The sequence below is a fragment of the Bacillus cereus group sp. BfR-BA-01381 genome (assembly GCF_022663555.1).
In the GTDB taxonomy this organism is placed as follows: domain Bacteria; phylum Bacillota; class Bacilli; order Bacillales; family Bacillaceae_G; genus Bacillus_A; species Bacillus_A pacificus.
On sequence record NZ_JAKUFR010000035.1, the window covers coordinates 1 to 18,118 of the forward strand.

Genomic DNA, 18,118 nt, shown 5'->3' on the forward strand with positions numbered 1-18,118 from the left:
GGGAGCAACGGGAGCAACAGGTCCAACGGGAGCAACGGGCCCAACCGGAGCGACAGGAATAACAGGAGCAACGGGCCCAACCGGAGCGACAGGAATAACAGGATCAACGGGTCCAACCGGAGTGACGGGAGTAACGGGAGCAACAGGCCCAACCGGAGTAACAGGAATAACGGGAGCGACAGGCCCAACGGGAGCAACGGGCCCAACCGGAGCAACAGGATCAACGGGTCCAACCGGGGCGACAGGTCCAACGGGAGCGACGGGAATAACGGGATCAACAGGTTCAACGGGAGCAACGGGAATAACAGGCCCAACCGGAGCAACAGGTCCAACCGGGGCGACGGGAATAACAGGATCAACAGGATCAACAGGATCAACAGGATCAACAGGAGCGACGGGAGTAACAGGTTCAACGGGAGCAACGGGAATAACGGGATCAACAGGATCAACGGGGGCAACAGGACCAACCGGAGCGACGGGAAGAACGGGGGCAACAGGGCCAACGGGAGCGACAGGACCAACGGGAGCAACGGGCCCAACAGGAGCGACAGGAATAACAGGAATAACAGGATCAACGGGTCCAACGGGAGCGACAGGAATAACAGGATCAACAGGTCCAACCGGGGCGACAGGAATAACGGGCTCAACAGGTCCAACAGGTCCAACAGGCTCAACGGGGGCAACCGGAGCTACAGGTACAAGTATCACGGCGACATATGCATTTGCAAATAATACGTCAGGAACAGCGATATCAGTACTTCTTGGTGGAACGAATGTTCCGCTTCCAAATAATCAAAACATTGGTCCCGGAATTACTGTTTCTGGTGGAAATACAGTATTTACGGTTGCAAATGCTGGGAATTATTATATTTCATATACGATTAATATAACGGCTTCATTATTAGTCAGTTCACGGATTACAATTAATGGAGCACCACTTGCTGGAACGATCAATGCTCCTGCGTTAGCAACGACATCATTTAGCGCAACAATTATTACAACTCTTGCAGCAGGAGATGCCATTAGTTTGCAACTATTTGGCGTGTTAGCTGTTGCAACACTATCAACAACTACACCAGGAGCTGTGTTAACGATAATAAGATTAAGCTAAATAATAACTCTCTTACTTTTTTAGATTAGGAGAGTTTATACATATAATAAGAAGTTAATGAAGTAAAGCATAGTTATGTAAAAGTCAGAATATTATGATTGTAACGTTGTGGTGACTATAATATAATGAAAACAACCTCATGAATGAACATTCATTTATTTTTTATGTATTCGAAGGGGGAATGAAGGTGGAAAAACCATGGTTGAAAAATTATCCAGAGGAAATTCCAAGTACGATTTCTTATGATATTCAGCCGCTTCATAAATATGTAGAACAGATGGCTTCTCGCTACCCAGAAAAGAAAGCGCTTCACTTTTTAGGGAAGAATATTACATTTTCAGACTTTCATGATAAGGTGAAGAGGTTTGCAAATTATCTTCAAAAGCTCGGTGTGGAAAAGGGTGATCGAGTTGCTATTATGTTGCCGAACTGTCCGCAAGCTGTAATTGGTTATTACGGTACATTACTTGCAGGAGGTATCGTAGTACAAACAAATCCACTATATACAGAAAGAGAATTAGAATATCAGCTTCATGACTCGGGAGCAAAAGTAATTCTTTGCCTCGATTTAGTATTTCCAAGAGTAACGAATGTTCAATCTGCTACAAAAATTGAGCATATTATCGTAACGCGTATTGCGGACTTTTTACCCTTCCCTAAAAATCTATTGTATCCATTTGTGCAGAAAAAACAGTCGAATTTAGTTGTGAAAGTATCAGAGAGTGAAACGATTCATCTTTGGAATTCAGTAGAAAAAGAAGTGAATACGGATGTTGAAGTGCCTTGTGATCCTGAAAATGATCTAGCTCTTTTACAGTACACAGGAGGAACAACCGGATTTCCGAAAGGCGTTATGTTAACGCATAAAAACCTCGTTTCTAACACTTTGATGGGAGTTCAATGGTTATATAATTGCAAAGAAGGAGAAGAAGTCGTTCTTGGGGTTCTTCCATTTTTCCACGTGTACGGCATGACGGCTGTCATGAATTTAAGTATTATGCAAGGATATAAAATGGTTCTTATTCCAAAATTTGATATGAAAATGGTTTTTGAAGCGATTAAGAAGCATAAAGTGACATTATTTCCAGGGGCACCAACTATTTATATCGCTCTTTTAAATAGCCCGCTTTTAAAAGAATACGATATATCTTCTATTCGTGCTTGTATTAGTGGATCAGCACCACTGCCAGTAGAAGTACAGGAAAAGTTCGAAACAGTTACAGGGGGCAAACTAGTAGAGGGATATGGTTTAACAGAATCATCTCCAGTTACACATAGTAATTTTTTATGGGAAAAGCGAGTGCCAGGTAGCATTGGAGTTCCGTGGCCAGATACAGAAGCAATGATTATGTCGCTTGAAACTGGTGAGGCATTACCACCGGGAGAAATCGGTGAAATTGTTGTAAAAGGTCCTCAAATTATGAAAGGGTATTGGAATAAGCCAGAAGAAACAGCAGCTGTACTGCAAGATGGATGGCTCCATACAGGGGACGTTGGCTACATGGATGAAGATGGCTTTTTCTATGTGAAAGATCGTAAGAAAGATATGATTGTTGCGAGTGGATTTAATGTGTATCCTCGTGAAGTAGAAGAAGTATTATATGAGCATGAAAAAGTGCAAGAAGTAGTGACGATTGGAGTTCCCGATCCATACCGAGGAGAGACAGTTAAAGCGTTTATTGTGTTAAAAGAAGGTACGGAGTGTTCTGAGGAAGAATTAAATCAGTTTGCTCGTAAATATTTAGCGGCCTATAAAGTGCCGAAAGTATATGAGTTTAGAGATGAACTGCCTAAAACGACAGTCGGAAAAATTTTGCGCCGTGTCCTAATTGATGAAGAGAAAAGAAAGAATGAGGATGAGCAAACGGGCTAAGGCCCTTTCTTTTTGAAAAAATAGGATTGACACTTTTCTAAATAGTCAGTATTATAAGAATATGAATGACTATTCATTCAGTCATCTTCTTGAAGGGGACAGTAAAGTGAAGAAAAATAGACCGAAATACAATCAAATTATTGATGCGGCAGTCATTGTGATTGCGGAGAACGGGTACCACCAAGCGCAAGTTTCTAAAATAGCAAAGCAAGCTGGGGTAGCTGATGGCACGATTTATTTATATTTTAAAAATAAAGAAGATATATTAATATCCTTATTCCAAGAGAAGATGGGAGAATTTGTCGAAACAATTCGTCAAAAAACAGCAGGAATTGAAAGCGCTGTATCGAAGTTATTCATGTTGGTAGAAACGCACTTCTTGCTGTTGTCGCAAAATGATCCTCTTGCTATCGTTACGCAATTAGAGCTAAGACAGTCCAATCAAGACTTACGCCTGAAAATAAATGAAGTATTAAAAGGCTACTTACAAGTTATGGATGAGATTTTAGAGACAGGTATAAAGCAAGGTGAATTCCAAGCAGATTTAAATGTTCGCGTGGCAAGACAAATGATCTTTGGAACAGTAGATGAAGTTGTGACCAATTGGGTAATGAGCGATCATAAGTATGATCTGGTCGCACTTTCAAAAACGGTACATGGGCTACTTATTGCAGCTTGTGGTTATCGTCAATAATGGGAGGGATCATGTTGAAATTCCTATCTGTAAGAGTTGAAGATCATATCGCGGTGGCTACGTTAAATCATGCGCCAGCTAACGCGATGTCTTCACAAGTTATGCATGACGTTACTGAATTAATTGATCAAGTGGAGAAGGATGATAACATTCGTGTTGTTGTTATTCACGGTGAAGGGCGCTTCTTCTCGGCGGGAGCAGATATTAAAGAATTTACATCTGTTACTGAAGCGAAACAAGCGACTGAATTAGCGCAGCTTGGACAAGTTACGTTTGAGCGCGTTGAAAAATGTTCAAAACCAGTTATCGCGGCAATTCATGGAGCGGCACTTGGCGGCGGCCTTGAGTTTGCTATGTCTTGCCACATGCGCTTTGCAACTGAAAGTGCAAAACTTGGTTTACCTGAATTAACACTTGGATTAATTCCTGGATTTGCAGGTACACAGCGATTACCGCGTTATGTTGGGAAAGCAAAAGCTTGTGAAATGATGTTAACAAGTACACCGATTACTGGTGCAGAAGCATTAAAATGGGGACTAGTTAACGGAGTTTTTGCTGAAGAAACATTTTTAGATGATACGCTTAAAGTTGCAAAACAGATTGCTGGAAAAAGCCCAGCGACGACTCGTGCTGTACTAGAGTTATTGCAAACGACGAAATCGTCTCATTATTATGAAGGTGTACAACGCGAAGCTCAAATCTTTGGTGAAGTATTTACGAGTGAAGATGGAAGAGAAGGTGTAGCGGCGTTTTTAGAAAAACGTAAGCCTTCATTTAGCGGCAGGTAGTTCAATTATTTTTTTAATATAAATTAACAGAAAATTAGAATTGATAGAATCTTTCTGAAAAACAAGGGGGTAAATGGAATGAACATCTACGTACTCATGAAACGAACATTTGATACAGAAGAAAAAATCGTAATTAAAAACGGTGCAATTTACGATGGCGAAGCGGAATTCATCATCAACCCTTACGATGAATATGCAATTGAAGAAGCAATTCAAGTAAGAGACGCACAAGGTGGAGAAGTTACTGTCGTAACAGTTGGTGGCGAAGATAGCGAGAAAGAACTTCGTACGGCGTTAGCGATGGGCTGCGATAAAGCGGTATTAATTAATATTGAAGATGATGTAGAAAATGGTGACCAGTTCACGACTGCAAAAGTGCTTGCTGAGTATTTAAAAGATAAAGATGCAGATTTAATTTTAGGCGGAAACGTTGCAATTGATGGTGCATCTGGACAAGTTGGCCCGCGTGTAGCTGAAGCGTTAAATATTCCGTATGTAACGACAATTACAAAACTTGTAATTGACGGTAAAAACGTGAAGATTGAGCGTGATGTTGAAGGCGATACAGAAGTGATTGAAACTTCATTGCCAGTTTTAGTAACAGCACAACAAGGTTTAAATGAACCACGTTATCCATCGCTTCCAGGTATTATGAAAGCGAAGAAAAAGCCACTAGAAGAATTAGAATTAGATGATTTAGATTTAGAAGAAGATGATGTGGAAGCAAAGACAAAAACAATTGAAATCTATTTGCCTCCTAAGAAAGATGCAGGAAAAGTGTTACAAGGCGAGCTGCAAGATCAAGTAAAAGAACTTGTATCGTTGCTCCATACAGAAGCGAAAGTAATCTAATAAAATACGAAATTATATATGCAGGAGGGAAAATCTATGGCTCGTAAAGTATTAGTAATGGGTGAAGTTCGTGATGGATCGCTACGTAACGTTTCATTTGAAGCGGTAGCAGCAGCAAAAACAATTGCAGAAGGCGGTGAAGTAGTAGGTCTTCTAGTTGGAGACAGCGTTGCCTCTTTTGCAAATGAGTTGATTCATTACGGTGCAGATCGCGTTGTGACAGTTGAAAATGATAAATTAAAATCATATACATCTGATGGGTATGCACAAGCATTTTTAGCTGTATATGCTGAAGAAAATCCAGAAGGTATTGTATTTGGACATACAGCACTTGGTAAAGATTTATCACCAAAATTAGCAGCGAAGCTTGAAGCTGGTCTAGTTTCTGACGTAACTGCTTTAGAAGTTGAAGGTGGAAATGTTATCTTTACTCGTCCAATTTACTCTGGTAAAGCATTTGAGAAGAAGATTGTAACAGACGGCATCTTATTTGCGACAGTGCGTCCAAATAACATCGCAACGCTTGAAAAAGATGAGTCTCGCAGTGGTGACGTGTCTTCTATTACAGTAGATGTGAAAGACTTACGTACAATCATTCAAGATGTCGTCCGTAAGACGGCAGAAGGCGTTGATCTTTCTGAAGCAAAAGTTATTATCGCTGGCGGACGCGGTGTGAAGAGTGAAGAAGGATTCAAGCCATTAAAAGAGTTAGCTGACGTATTAGGCGGCGCTGTTGGAGCATCTCGTGGTGCTTGTGACGCTGAGTATTGCGATTACTCATTACAAATTGGTCAAACTGGTAAAGTTGTTACGCCAGACTTATACATTGCATGTGGTATTTCTGGAGCGATTCAGCATTTAGCTGGTATGTCTAACTCAAAAATAATCGTTGCGATTAATAAAGACCCAGAAGCAAGTATTTTCAAAGTAGCTGACTACGGTATTGTTGGCGATCTATTTGAAGTCGTACCTCTTTTAACAGAAGAGTTTAAAAAGTTAAAAGTACATTCATGATTTGAGTACCCTTGAGTTCCAAGTGAAGTACCCCTATATATAGAAAAAGGTGAGAGATCCCCTGTCTCTCATCTTTTTAGTATGTAATCCGTATTTTTATATAGTATAAAGGAACACTTTTTTGTTACAATACATAACGATACATATTATTCGCCACGTATATAAGTTAATGATATACTCTTGGTAGAATATACTTGAAGGAGGAAATAAAATGGCAATTGTAAACGCAAATGACCAAAGCTTCGCAGCTGAAACTAGCGAAGGTGTTGTATTATTAGATTTCTGGGCACCTTGGTGTGGACCTTGTAAAATGATCGCTCCTGTATTAGAGGAAATTGATGCAGAACTAGGCGAAAAAGTAAAAGTAGTAAAAGTAGACGTGGATGAAAATCAAGAAACTGCTCGTCAATTCGAAGTAATGAGCATTCCAGCTCTTTTCGTATTAAAAGACGGTAAAGTAGTTGATCAAGCGTTAGGTTACAAACCGAAAGAAGCGTTAGTAGAATTAGTTTCTAAACACTTCTAAAATAAAAGGGCTACCATTTGGTAGCTTTTTTTATTTTCCTTTTTTACACCTTTCCGTTACAATAAAAGAACGTATGTTGGGTGTTTTGGCATAGTATGTTTTCATGTGAAAATAAAAATGCTAAGCATGTAGAAATGGAGGGTAACGAGTGCACGAACATTTAAAAGAAAAATTGGCTATTTTACCAGATCAACCTGGTTGTTATTTAATGAAAGATAAGCAAGGAACGGTTATATATGTCGGAAAGGCAAAAGTGCTTAAAAATCGAGTGCGCTCGTACTTTACTGGTTCGCATGACGGGAAAACACTTCGGCTAGTAGGAGAAATTGTAGATTTTGAATATATTGTAACCTCCTCAAATCTAGAGGCTCTCATTTTAGAGTTGAACTTAATAAAAAAGCATGATCCAAAATATAACATTCAATTAAAAGATGATAAAACATATCCTTTTATTAAAATTACAGCTGAGAAACAACCACGATTACTTATTACGCGAAATGTAAAAAAGGATAAGGGAAAGTATTTTGGCCCTTATCCGAATGCACAATCAGCTCATGAAACGAAAAAACTGCTAGATCGTATGTATCCGCTTCGTAAGTGCTCAAATATGCCCGATAAAGTTTGTTTATATTATCATATGGGTCAATGTTTAGCACCCTGTGTGAAAGAAGTGACGGAAGAACAAAACAAAGAAATTGTAGATGAAATTATTAAGTTTTTAAATGGTGGGCATAAAGAAGTTCGTTCAGAATTAGAAACAAAAATGTATGAAGCTTCAGAGAAACTAGAGTTTGAACGTGCAAAAGAGTTACGTGATCAAATCGCTCATATCGATGCGATTATGGAAAAACAAAAGATGATTATGAGTGATTTAGTGGATCGTGATGTGTTTGGGTATGCAGTGGATAAAGGGTGGATGTGTGTTCAAGTTTTCTTCGTTCGAAAAGGAAAGCTAATCGAACGTGATGTTTCTATGTTTCCAATCTACGATGAACCAGAAGAGGGGTTCTTAACGTTTATCGGTCAATTTTATGAAAACAGCAGTCATTTTAAGCCGAAGGAAATTGTCGTTCCAGGAAGTATAGACTCAGAATTAGTAGAACGCTTTTTAGAAGTAGAAGCGACACAGCCGAAACGTGGTAAGAAAAAAGATCTTGTAGAACTGGCAAATAAAAATGCGAAGATTGCCTTGGAAGAGAAATTCTATTTAATTGAGCGCGATGAAGAGCGAACGATTAAAGCTGTGGAGAATTTAGGGAAGCAGCTTGGAATTGAAACGCCTTATCGTATTGAAGCGTTTGATAACTCAAATATTCAAGGCACAAATCCTGTTTCTGCAATGATTGCTTTTATTGATGGGAAACCAGCTAAGAAAGAATACAGGAAATATAAAATTAAAACGGTTCAAGGGCCAGATGATTATGAGTCTATGAGAGAAGTTGTGAGACGCCGTTATACAAGGGCACTGAAAGAGAACTTACCTTTACCAGATTTAATCATTATTGATGGCGGAAAAGGTCATCTGGCGGCTGCAAGTGATATTCTAGAAAATGAGCTCGGTTTATATATTCCGATGGCAGGTCTTGTAAAAGATGACAAACATAAAACATCGCATTTAATTATTGGGGATCCACCTGAACCTGTGATGCTTGAGAGAAATAGCCAAGAATTTTATTTATTGCAGCGCATTCAAGATGAAGTGCATCGATTTGCAATTACATTTCATCGTCAATTACACGGGAAATCTGTCATTCAATCGGCATTAGATGATATTCCTGGAATTGGAGATAAAAGAAAAAAGATATTGTTAAAACATTTCGGATCGCTAAAAAAGATGAAAGAGGCTTCTGTAACAGAATTTGTCGAAGCGGGTATGCCGAAAAATGTCGCAGAGACGATTTATACTTATTTAGCGGATAAGAAGACGTTGTAGTTTACAACGTCTTCTATTTTTTGGTATAATTTCTGAAGATTTAAAATAAATTCAAATGAATGAAAATGCAAAAAGTCAACTAAACTGATATGTCTAGTTGACTGCGGGTAATGCTACACTTCAATGAGATCTTTTATATCCCATTTTACAAGAAATGTAATAGAGTCTGAACGTTTTTTCTTTTCTTCGTAGGACTCTGCAACGACGTTTCGTTGCTTTTGAATTTGTTCAGCGATGAACCCAGCTTCTAATTGATAAGAAGAATGTCTTTTTTGTTTTTGACGTTCAGCGATGAGTGTGCCTTTAAGTTGGAACTGCATTTCACGACGCTTATGTTCAATAATGCTTAAAGTGCCCCAGCCAGCTTTTTCAAAGAACTGAATGACTTCTTCAATTGTGTCTAGTGGATATTTTCTTGCAAGGTTTCTACCGGACCAGTATAAAATACCATCTAGATCGTTACCGATTAAATCAGGTAGTAATTCTTCACGTAGCAATTCGTAAGCGAAGGCGTTCAATGAAACATCTTCTAAAGATGTTGTATCGATTGTATTTTTACTCACAATATTCCCCTCTTTCTATAGGGATTATTATATAACATTTCTCATTTATAAAAACAGATTTTTCTTTGGGAAAATCTGAATATATAAGAAGAAAAAAAGAATTGGCAAATTATATGCAAATTATGTATACGTTTTCTTGACGCTTCGACAAAAATAGGAGTAAAATGAACTTGGTATCAAATTATGCTGAAATATTTCGAATAATTTTTTCAGTTTTTCTTATGCCAATAGTGAAAAAACATTATTGCCATAAACTAATCTGAAAACAGCAGTCAATCATTCAAGGGGGGTAATGGGGACATGAAAGGCCGCGAGTATACGTTTCGTAAGTGGCACTCATTAATGGGGGTCATCCCGGTTGGTGTCTTTTTGACGCAACATTTAATTGTAAACAACTTTGCAACACGAGGAGCAGAGGCTTTTAACAAAGCTGCAGGCTTTATGGAGCTCCTTCCATTCCGGTATGCGCTAGAAATTTTCATTATCTTTTTACCAATACTGTACCATGCTATATATGGCTTATATATTGCATTTACAGCTAAGAACAATGCGGTTTCTTACGGTTATTTCCGTAACTGGATGTTCGTCTTCCAAAGAATTTCAGGTATCGTTACACTGATTTTCATTTCTTGGCACGTCTGGGAAACTCGTATTCAAGCAATGTTAGGTAAAGAGGTAAACTATGATATGATGGCAGATATTTTAAACAATCCAGCTATGTTTGCATTCTACTTAGTTGGTGTTGTTTCAACAATTTTCCACTTTGCAAATGGACTATGGACATTCTGCATCAGCTGGGGAATTACAGTATCTCCACGTTCACAAAGAATCTCTACTTATGTAACATTAGCTATTTTCTTAGGTCTATCTTATGTAGGTGTGAGTGCATTATTAGCGTTCATCGATCCACAGCTAGCAAACCAGTAAGGAGTGGGAGAGCATGAAAGGGAAACTTATAGTAGTCGGCGGTGGCTTGGCTGGCTTAATGGCAACGATTAAAGCGGCGGAAGCAGGAGTAAATGTTGAACTGTTCTCTTTAGTACCAGTAAAACGTTCGCATTCTGTATGTGCCCAAGGTGGAATTAACGGTGCCGTAAATACGAAAGGTGAAGGGGATTCTCCATGGATCCACTTTGACGATACAATTTATGGTGGGGACTTCTTAGCGAACCAACCACCAGTTAAAGCAATGTGTGAAGCAGCACCTGGTATCATTCATTTAATGGACCGTATGGGTGTTATGTTCAACCGTACGGAAGAAGGACTTCTTGATTTCCGTCGTTTTGGTGGAACGCAACATCACCGTACAGCATTTGCTGGTGCAACAACTGGACAGCAATTACTATACGCATTAGATGAGCAAGTACGTCGTCACGAAGTAGCAGGACTTGTAACGAAATATGAAGGTTGGGATTTCTTACGAGCTGTTGTTGATGATGAAGGTGTGTGCCGAGGAATCGTTGCACAAGACTTACAAACTATGGAGATTAGAAGTTTCCGAGCTGATGCCGTGATTATGGCAACAGGGGGCCCTGGTATCATCTTCGGAAAATCAACAAACTCCATTATCAATACAGGTACAGCAGCTTCTGCTGTATATCAACAAGGCGCATATTATGCAAACGGTGAGTTCATTCAAATTCACCCAACGGCAATTCCTGGAGACGATAAATTACGTCTGATGAGTGAATCTGCACGTGGTGAAGGTGGACGTGTTTGGACATATAAAGATGGTAAACCATGGTACTTCTTAGAAGAAAAATATCCGGCTTACGGAAACCTTGTACCTCGTGATATCGCAACGCGTGAAATCTTTGATGTTTGCGTAGAGCAAAAACTAGGTATTAACGGTGAAAACATGGTGTACTTAGATCTTTCTCATAAAGATCCGAAAGAACTAGATATTAAACTTGGTGGAATTATTGAAATCTATGAGAAATTTACAGGTGACGATCCTCGTAAACTACCAATGAAAATCTTCCCAGCTGTTCACTATTCAATGGGCGGGCTATGGGTTGATTATAAGCAGATGACAAGCATTCCAGGTTTATTTGCAGCAGGTGAGTGTGATTATTCTATGCACGGTGGTAACCGTCTTGGTGCGAACTCACTATTATCAGCAATTTACGGTGGTATGGTAGCAGGACCAAATGCAATTGAATATATGAAAGGTCTTTCTAAATCATCAGATGCTGTTTCATCTACTGTGTATGAACAAAATGAATTAATCGAAACAGAGAAATTTAACAATATTTTAACGCTCGATGGTAATGAAAATGCGTATGTTCTTCATAAAGAGCTTGGAGAATGGATGACAGATAACGTTACAGTAGTTCGTGAAAATAAAAAATTATTAGAAACAGATGCAAAAATTGAAGAGTTAATGGCTCGCTACAAACGTATTAATATTAACGATACAGCGAGATGGAGCAACCAAGGTGCTTCATTTACACGCCAACTTGCAAATATGTTTGAATTAGCACGTGTTATTACAATTGGCGCATATAACCGTAATGAGAGCCGTGGGGCGCATTACAAACCTGAATTCCCAAATCGTGATGATGCAAACTTCTTAAAAACTACGATGGCGAAATTTGAAGGAGAAGGAAATGCACCGGCATTCCATTACGAAGACGTGGATATTTCATTAATTAAACCACGTAAACGTGACTATTCTTCAAAACACGATGTAGCTGCTAAGAGTGAAGAGAAGGGGGATAAACAACATGTCTGAGAAAACAATCCGCCTCATCATTACGAGACAAGACGGACCAGATGCGCAAGCGTTTGACCAAGAGTTTGAAATTCCGTATCGTCCGAATATGAATATTATTTCGGCGCTTATGGAAATTCGTCGTAATCCTGTTGATTCAAAAGGAAATCAAACGACGCCGATTGCATGGGATATGAACTGTTTAGAGGAAGTATGTGGTGCATGTTCGATGGTGATTAACGGAAAACCACGTCAATCATGTACAGCGCTTATCGATCAATTAGAACAACCAATTCGCTTAAAGCCGATGAAGACATTCCCGGTTGTACGTGACTTACAAGTTGACCGTAGTCGCATGTTTAATGCTCTAAAACGTGTTAAAGCTTGGATTCCAATTGATGGTACGTATGACTTAGGACCAGGGCCAAGAATGCCTGAGAAGAAACGTCAGTGGGCTTATGAGCTTTCAAAATGTATGACATGTGGTGTTTGCTTAGAATCATGTCCAAACGTAAATAGTAAATCGGACTTTATTGGACCAGCTCCGTTATCACAAGCTCGTCTATTCAACTCACATCCAACGGGTGAAATGCATAAAGCAGATCGCTTACGTGCAATTATGGGTGATGGAGGACTTGCAAACTGTGGTAACTCTCAAAACTGTGTGCAATCATGTCCAAAGGGTATTCCATTAACAACTTCAATTGCGGCGTTAAACCGTGATACAACAATTCAATCGTTCAAAGATTTCTTTGGTAGCGACAATAACTATTAAAAAATATTGCCTCTTCATTTCGAAGGGGCAATATTTATAACTGTATTTTTCTGTTTATTCTGTTTATTTAGAAGTGAAAAGGAGAGGGAACAATGAAGAGGATTTCTTATATTGAAGACTTTGAGCAATGGGAAAGTGGTTTTTCGTTTTACAATCCTGTAAAGGTTCGTTTTGGTGAAGTAGATATGTTTGGACATGTAAATAATGTCGTTGCCTTTACCTATTTTGAAGAAGCGCGTATCGCATTGTTTAAAGAACTTGGATTTATGCAAGAATGGACGCATGAATCTTCAGAAACGATGATTGTTGTTGCGGATTTACAATGTAATTTTATTAAGCAAATATATTTTGATGAACAGTTGAAGGTGTATGTAAAAGCGGGATCAGTTGGGAATTCTTCATTAGATTTGCATTATATGGTGAAGAATGCAGAAGGAGAAGTTTGCTTAGTTGGTCGTGGTATGATGGTCCAAGCGTCGAAAAAAACGGGAAGAGGCGAACCGTGGCCTGAAGAGTGGAAGAAAAAACTAATACAATGATAGAGTGAAAGAAAAATAAGAGAGCAAATTGCTCTCTTATTTTTTGTCTTCCATCGCCTCTTCTAATGTTAAATGATGTTTATATATGTATGTAGCGTATGGATTTCCAACGTAGCGCAAGTGCCACGGTTCATATGAATATTCTGTTGTTTCTGTTTTATCTTCTAAATAACGAATGACAAAGCCAAATTCATGAGCATGCTTTGCAACCCATTTACCTTCGTTTGTCTCTCCAAAAATAGGCTCTAATTGGAATTTAGCAGATTTTGAACTAATATCCATTGCTAAACCAGTTTGATGTTCACTCGTACCGGGAATGGCACTTACTGAATCCGCCTCAGCTTTTCCTTGACGTCTAACGTATGTATCATGTAATGATTTTTGGCGTTTGTATGAACGATAACCAGATACAGCTGTAAGTTCAAGTCCTTCTTTCTTTGCCGCTTCAAACATACTTTCAAGCGCATCTGCAGCATCTTTGCGCAGCAATGTTTTTTCTTTATCTTTTGGACTAGTAAATGGTACGTTTGGTCTCGTTAAGTCTTCAGGTGTGTATCCGTCTGGTAGTTTTCGATGTTTATTAACTAATACAAGATTAGACTCTGGATTTGTTACAACGGAAAAATCATTGTCTAGCTTCTTTGCATTATGATCAGCTTTTGGAAAAGCAGGAATCTCTTCTTTTTGGTGGTTACTATGCTGTTGACTTTCGACAGCTTTCGCATTATTTTGTAGTGGTGATTTAGAACTAAAGTAAGCGAAAGAAGTGATACCGATTACAATAGTAGTGGCAGAAATAATAATTATCTTTTTCATGATGCCTTGTAATCACAGTCCTTTCTTAATAAAATGTGTATCGTTTTTTATTATAAGTCTAGTTTACTGAAAAAGAAATATAAGAGTCGTAACGTAATAGAAATGCAAAGAAAATGTCAGAAAATGTGTGAAATTGTAGTATTTTTTCATTTAATTCATTTCTTATCTTTCATGAAATGAATTTTTTATGTAATATATATACATAAGAAGATGTAGCGATTATCGAGAATAAAGAACTTCTTGTATAGACTAGGAGTGAATGGGAATGGATTTTGCAACAATTATTGGACTTATTTTAGGATTTGTAGCAGTGGTAGTAGGGATGGTCGTCAAGGGCGCTGACGTAAATGCCTTATTGAATCCTGCCGCAGCATTAATTATTTTTATCGGTACATTTGCTGCAGTATGTATCGCATTTCCGATGAATCAACTAAAAAGGGTTCCAAAATTATTTAAAGTTCTTTTTGGTTCAAATAAAAAGGATTTGAGTTATGAACAGTTGCTAGAATTGTTTGTTCATTGGACATCAGAAAGTAGAAAATACGGTATTTTGTCTTTAGAGCAGCAATTAGACAAAATTCAAGATGAATTTCTTTTGCGTGGTATGAAATTTGTGATTGATGGCGTATCTGCAGAAGATTTAGAACAGATTCTAGAAGCCGAATTGGAAGCAATTGAAGAAAGGCATGCAAAGGGAGCGGCAATTTTTTCTCAAGCTGGTACGTATGCACCAACATTAGGGGTTTTAGGTGCTGTTATCGGTCTTGTAGCTGCACTTGGCAATTTAACAGATATTGAAAAGTTAGGACATGCTATTTCAGGTGCGTTTATTGCAACGATTTTTGGTATTTTCTCAGGTTATGTATTATGGCATCCATTTGCAAATAAGTTAAAACAAAAATCTGCAGCTGAAATCGAGAAAAAGCGTTTAATCATTGATTGTTTATTAATGTTACAAGAAGGTACATATCCGTTTATTATGAAGAACCGCATTTTAGGTTCACTTTCTGCAACTGAGCGTAAAAAGCTAGAAAAAGGAGCAGAAAACAATGCGGAGTAAGAAAAATAGAAGAGGCAAAAAGAAAAAACACGATGAGCATATCGACGAAACTTGGTTAATTCCATATTCTGATATGTTAACGTTGTTATTTGCATTGTTCATCGTTTTATTCGCAATGAGTAGTATAGATGCTGCGAAGTTTAAACAGATGGCTGTTGCTTTTCGAAGTGAATTAGCCGGTGGAACAGGCAACAAAGAATTTTTAAGTGATCAGAAGCCAAATGATGAAAAGGAATTATCAGCGAGTAGCCTTGAGGCAGAACAAACAAAAAAACAAGAAGAAGCTAGAGCCAAAGAAAAAAAAGAAATGGATGAATTGAAAGCATTACAAAAAAAGATTGATCAATATATTAATGAGAAACAATTATCCTCTTCTTTTCAAACTAAATTAACTGAAAAGGGATTAATGGTGACAATATTAGAGAATGTGTTGTTTGATTCCGGGAAAGCAGATGTGAAATTAGAATCTTTAGGGATTGCAAAAGAGATGTCTAGCTTACTTGTTTCAGCATCACCCCGTGAAATTACAGTATCCGGTCATACGGATAATGTCCCAATTGCCAATGCACAGTTTGCATCGAATTGGGAATTAAGTACGCAGCGGGCAGTTAATTTTATGCAAGTATTACTGCAAAATAAAGAATTACAACCAGAAAAATTTAGTGCGATTGGTTACGGAGAATACCGTTCAATTGCTCCAAACGATACACAAGAAGGAAAGGCAAAGAATAGACGTGTGGAAGTGTTTATCTTGCCTTTAACAGAGAATGCAAAGTAAAGAGGATGGTGAATGCCATCCTCTTTACTTTGCATCAAATGATTTTAAGTTGTCATGGCGGATTTTACCTTTTTCTGCATCTGATTTTTTGAAATCATAATCATATAAAGCACCTTCCCAATCGCCATACATTGGATTCGGGAAAATAATAAATTTCTCCCCAAATTGTGCTTTTGAATCTGCTACCGCTTGGTTTCGGTCCTTTACAGACTTTCCGTCAAAACCAGTGAAATCAGACAAGTTATCACCGAAGAATAAGACGATATCATGTGTTTGAGAAACGAGTTCACGGCGTTTTTCTTTTCCTTTTTCTTTCGGGTCTTGTAGTAATATATGTTCTTTCGTTGCTTGAGGAGCGCCTACACGCTCAAGGTTTTTAATTGTTGCATCTAGTTGGTTTGTTTTACGATTTGAGATGTAGTAAATATCTACACCTTTAGACTCTGTATATTTTAAGAAATCAATTGCACCTGGAAGGGCAGCAGCTTCAGCCTTATTAATCCAATCATCCCATTTATACGGATAGCCTTTTCCTGTTTTTACGCTCATTGCTTGATGAGGACTGTTATCTAAAACAGTTTCATCTAAATCAAGTACGATAGCGGGTTTTTTCTCCGTTCCTTTTGCAAGAGCTGCATCAAGCTTCAATTGACCGATATTGTATCCTTGGTAGTACAGTGCTTTTGTTTCACCGGCTGTTTGATACCATAAATCAGCCATTAATTGCTGGTCTGTTAATTTTACTTTCTCTTCTTTCGCCACTGTTTTCTCTTGTGTTCCTGAACATGCTACAAGCGATGTAGATAGAACCGCTACAGATAATAAAGTGGTAATGCCCCTCTTCATCTTCATATGTATCCTCCTTGATGTTAGAAAATCAGTTAATATTATATATCGAAAAATAATATTTTTCGTATGAACATTTGCATATTGTCTTTTGTATATATAGTAGTATGTCCTATATTAGAAAGATGAGAAAAAATAGTGGGAATTTTTTTGACAAGTTTAATTGTCGAAATGACAATAATAATTGACAAATCATGCGATAATATTTACAATTTTAACTAAATAGAACAAATGATGGATTAAGGAGATGTTACATATTAAGAGGATGAAGTGTAGTGCTATATTTTATCTTGTATAAACATAGTCTTTGAAAGAGAGTATGAATGATAATAAAGGGGAGGCTTTATACTTTGAGTTTACAAATTCAAAACTTAACGAAACAATTTGGGGAATCAAAAGCAGTTAACGGCTTGCAAATTTCGTTACCAAAAGGTGAAGTGTTAGGATTACTTGGACGAAATGGTGCAGGAAAAACAACGACAATCAAAATGCTTCTCGGATTATTAACGCCTAATGAAGGCTCTATTACATGGGATGGAAAAACATTTGGGACTAGTGGGGTAACGATAGGATACTTACCAGAAGAAAGAGGTTTATATACTAAAAGTAGAGTAATAGACCAGTTGCGATATTTTGGTAGATTAGAAGGCATGACGAAAAAAGAAGTAGATCTTGCTATTGATCACTGGTTAGATCGATTAGCAATACCAGAATATAAATTTAAAACAGCAGGAGAGCTTTCAAAAGGGAACCAGCAAAAAATTCAATTAATTGCTGCTCTTCTTCATAATCCAGAACTTCTCATTTTAGATGAGCCATTTAGCGGACTGGATCCAGTGAATGCTGGAATGTTAGCTAGCATTATTGAAGAACAAGTACAGAGCGGAAAGACAATTATTTTATCTAGTCATCGTATGGAACAAGTAGAGGCTTTTTGCCAACATGTATGTATTTTGAAAAAAGGTGAAGCAGTCGTAAAAGGCCAATTAAGTGATATTAAAAAAGAATATGGTTTCCGTAATTTAACGATTGAAGATACAGAAGCGAATGAGAAGGGATTAGAATCTATACATGTATCGTATGAAAAACAACAAGGCCTTCTTTATGTGCGAGTACAAGATGATGCAGAAGCTCTAAACATTTTACAACAATTACAAGAACAAGGTGTTACCTTACGACAATTTAAGATGTTAGAGCCGACGTTAAACGAAATCTTTGTAGAGAGGGCGAAATAACG

Annotated in this window: 18 protein-coding genes; 15 read left to right on the plus strand and 3 right to left on the minus strand. The window is 38.0% G+C overall.

Annotated elements, in window-relative coordinates:
* From MR079_RS13915 to uvrC, 8 genes are all read left to right on the plus strand, one after another.
* On the plus strand, positions 1-1,111 hold a 1,111-nt coding region (locus MR079_RS13915), incomplete at its 5' end, for a BclA C-terminal domain-containing protein (protein WP_242294158.1).
* A 187-nt stretch (positions 1,112-1,298) separates the two neighbouring features.
* Positions 1,299-2,984: a long-chain-fatty-acid--CoA ligase gene (locus MR079_RS13920; RefSeq protein ID WP_139303026.1), complete on the plus strand. Its 1,686-nt coding sequence runs from the start codon at positions 1,299-1,301 to the stop codon at positions 2,982-2,984.
* Positions 2,985-3,090: 106 nt separating this feature from the next.
* Positions 3,091-3,678, plus strand: coding sequence for a TetR/AcrR family transcriptional regulator (locus MR079_RS13925; protein WP_000742223.1), 588 nt, complete (start codon positions 3,091-3,093; stop codon positions 3,676-3,678).
* A gap of 11 nt (positions 3,679-3,689) precedes the next feature.
* A complete protein-coding gene (locus tag MR079_RS13930) occupies positions 3,690-4,466 on the plus strand; it encodes an enoyl-CoA hydratase (protein ID WP_000911295.1) in 777 nt (258 codons plus the stop codon).
* A gap of 78 nt (positions 4,467-4,544) precedes the next feature.
* Positions 4,545-5,318, plus strand: a complete 774-nt coding sequence (gene etfB, locus MR079_RS13935; RefSeq protein ID WP_074615408.1) for an electron transfer flavoprotein subunit beta — start codon at positions 4,545-4,547, stop codon at positions 5,316-5,318.
* 36 nt (positions 5,319-5,354) lie between these two features.
* The gene (gene etfA, locus MR079_RS13940) at positions 5,355-6,332 is read left to right on the plus strand and encodes an electron transfer flavoprotein subunit alpha (RefSeq protein ID WP_000101965.1); all 978 of its coding nucleotides are present in this window, start codon (positions 5,355-5,357) and stop codon (positions 6,330-6,332) included.
* Between the two features lie 211 nt (positions 6,333-6,543).
* Entirely contained in the window at positions 6,544-6,858 is a 315-nt protein-coding gene (gene trxA, locus MR079_RS13945) for a thioredoxin (protein WP_001018943.1), read from the plus strand.
* 148 nt (positions 6,859-7,006) lie between these two features.
* Positions 7,007-8,791, plus strand: coding sequence for an excinuclease ABC subunit C (uvrC, locus tag MR079_RS13950; RefSeq protein ID WP_000544276.1), 1,785 nt, complete (start codon positions 7,007-7,009; stop codon positions 8,789-8,791).
* 113 nt (positions 8,792-8,904) lie between these two features.
* Here uvrC and MR079_RS13955 read toward each other — a convergent pair whose 3' ends face one another.
* Positions 8,905-9,354, minus strand: a complete 450-nt coding sequence (locus MR079_RS13955) for a YslB family protein (RefSeq protein ID WP_000042220.1) — start codon at positions 9,352-9,354, stop codon at positions 8,905-8,907.
* Positions 9,355-9,654: 300 nt separating this feature from the next.
* On the opposite strand from MR079_RS13955, the gene sdhC reads away from it, so the two are divergent.
* From sdhC to MR079_RS13975, 4 genes are all read left to right on the plus strand, one after another.
* The gene (gene sdhC / locus MR079_RS13960; protein ID WP_000678354.1) at positions 9,655-10,281 is read left to right on the plus strand and encodes a succinate dehydrogenase cytochrome B558; all 627 of its coding nucleotides are present in this window, start codon (positions 9,655-9,657) and stop codon (positions 10,279-10,281) included.
* Positions 10,282-10,294: 13 nt separating this feature from the next.
* Positions 10,295-12,088, plus strand: a complete 1,794-nt coding sequence (gene sdhA, locus MR079_RS13965; RefSeq protein ID WP_000676754.1) for a succinate dehydrogenase flavoprotein subunit — start codon at positions 10,295-10,297, stop codon at positions 12,086-12,088.
* Entirely contained in the window at positions 12,081-12,842 is a 762-nt protein-coding gene (gene sdhB, locus MR079_RS13970; protein ID WP_001291827.1) for a succinate dehydrogenase iron-sulfur subunit, read from the plus strand. Before sdhA ends, sdhB begins: the two co-directional genes overlap by 8 nt.
* Positions 12,843-12,934: 92 nt before the next feature.
* Positions 12,935-13,381 (plus strand): acyl-CoA thioesterase, encoded by a 447-nt coding sequence (locus MR079_RS13975; protein ID WP_000822739.1) that lies wholly within the window; start codon positions 12,935-12,937, stop codon positions 13,379-13,381.
* A 36-nt stretch (positions 13,382-13,417) separates the two neighbouring features.
* Here MR079_RS13975 and MR079_RS13980 read toward each other — a convergent pair whose 3' ends face one another.
* Positions 13,418-14,197, minus strand: a complete 780-nt coding sequence (locus tag MR079_RS13980) for a M15 family metallopeptidase (protein ID WP_000720209.1) — start codon at positions 14,195-14,197, stop codon at positions 13,418-13,420.
* A gap of 265 nt (positions 14,198-14,462) precedes the next feature.
* On the opposite strand from MR079_RS13980, the gene motA reads away from it, so the two are divergent.
* Both motA and motB read left to right on the plus strand, forming a co-directional pair.
* The gene (motA, locus tag MR079_RS13985) at positions 14,463-15,257 is read left to right on the plus strand and encodes a flagellar motor stator protein MotA (RefSeq protein WP_087954167.1); all 795 of its coding nucleotides are present in this window, start codon (positions 14,463-14,465) and stop codon (positions 15,255-15,257) included.
* Complete coding sequence (gene motB / locus MR079_RS13990) at positions 15,247-16,035, plus strand: flagellar motor protein MotB (RefSeq protein WP_087954168.1); 789 nt, start codon at positions 15,247-15,249, stop codon at positions 16,033-16,035. Before motA ends, motB begins: the two co-directional genes overlap by 11 nt.
* A gap of 24 nt (positions 16,036-16,059) precedes the next feature.
* Here the strand turns inward: motB and MR079_RS13995 are convergent, their stop codons facing one another.
* Positions 16,060-16,887, minus strand: coding sequence for a 5'-nucleotidase, lipoprotein e(P4) family (locus MR079_RS13995; RefSeq protein WP_242294159.1), 828 nt, complete (start codon positions 16,885-16,887; stop codon positions 16,060-16,062).
* A gap of 344 nt (positions 16,888-17,231) precedes the next feature.
* Between MR079_RS13995 and MR079_RS14000 the strand changes: the two genes are divergently transcribed.
* The gene (locus tag MR079_RS14000) at positions 17,232-18,116 is read left to right on the plus strand and encodes an ABC transporter ATP-binding protein (protein WP_242294160.1); all 885 of its coding nucleotides are present in this window, start codon (positions 17,232-17,234) and stop codon (positions 18,114-18,116) included.
* The last annotated feature ends 2 nt before the right edge of the window (positions 18,117-18,118 follow it).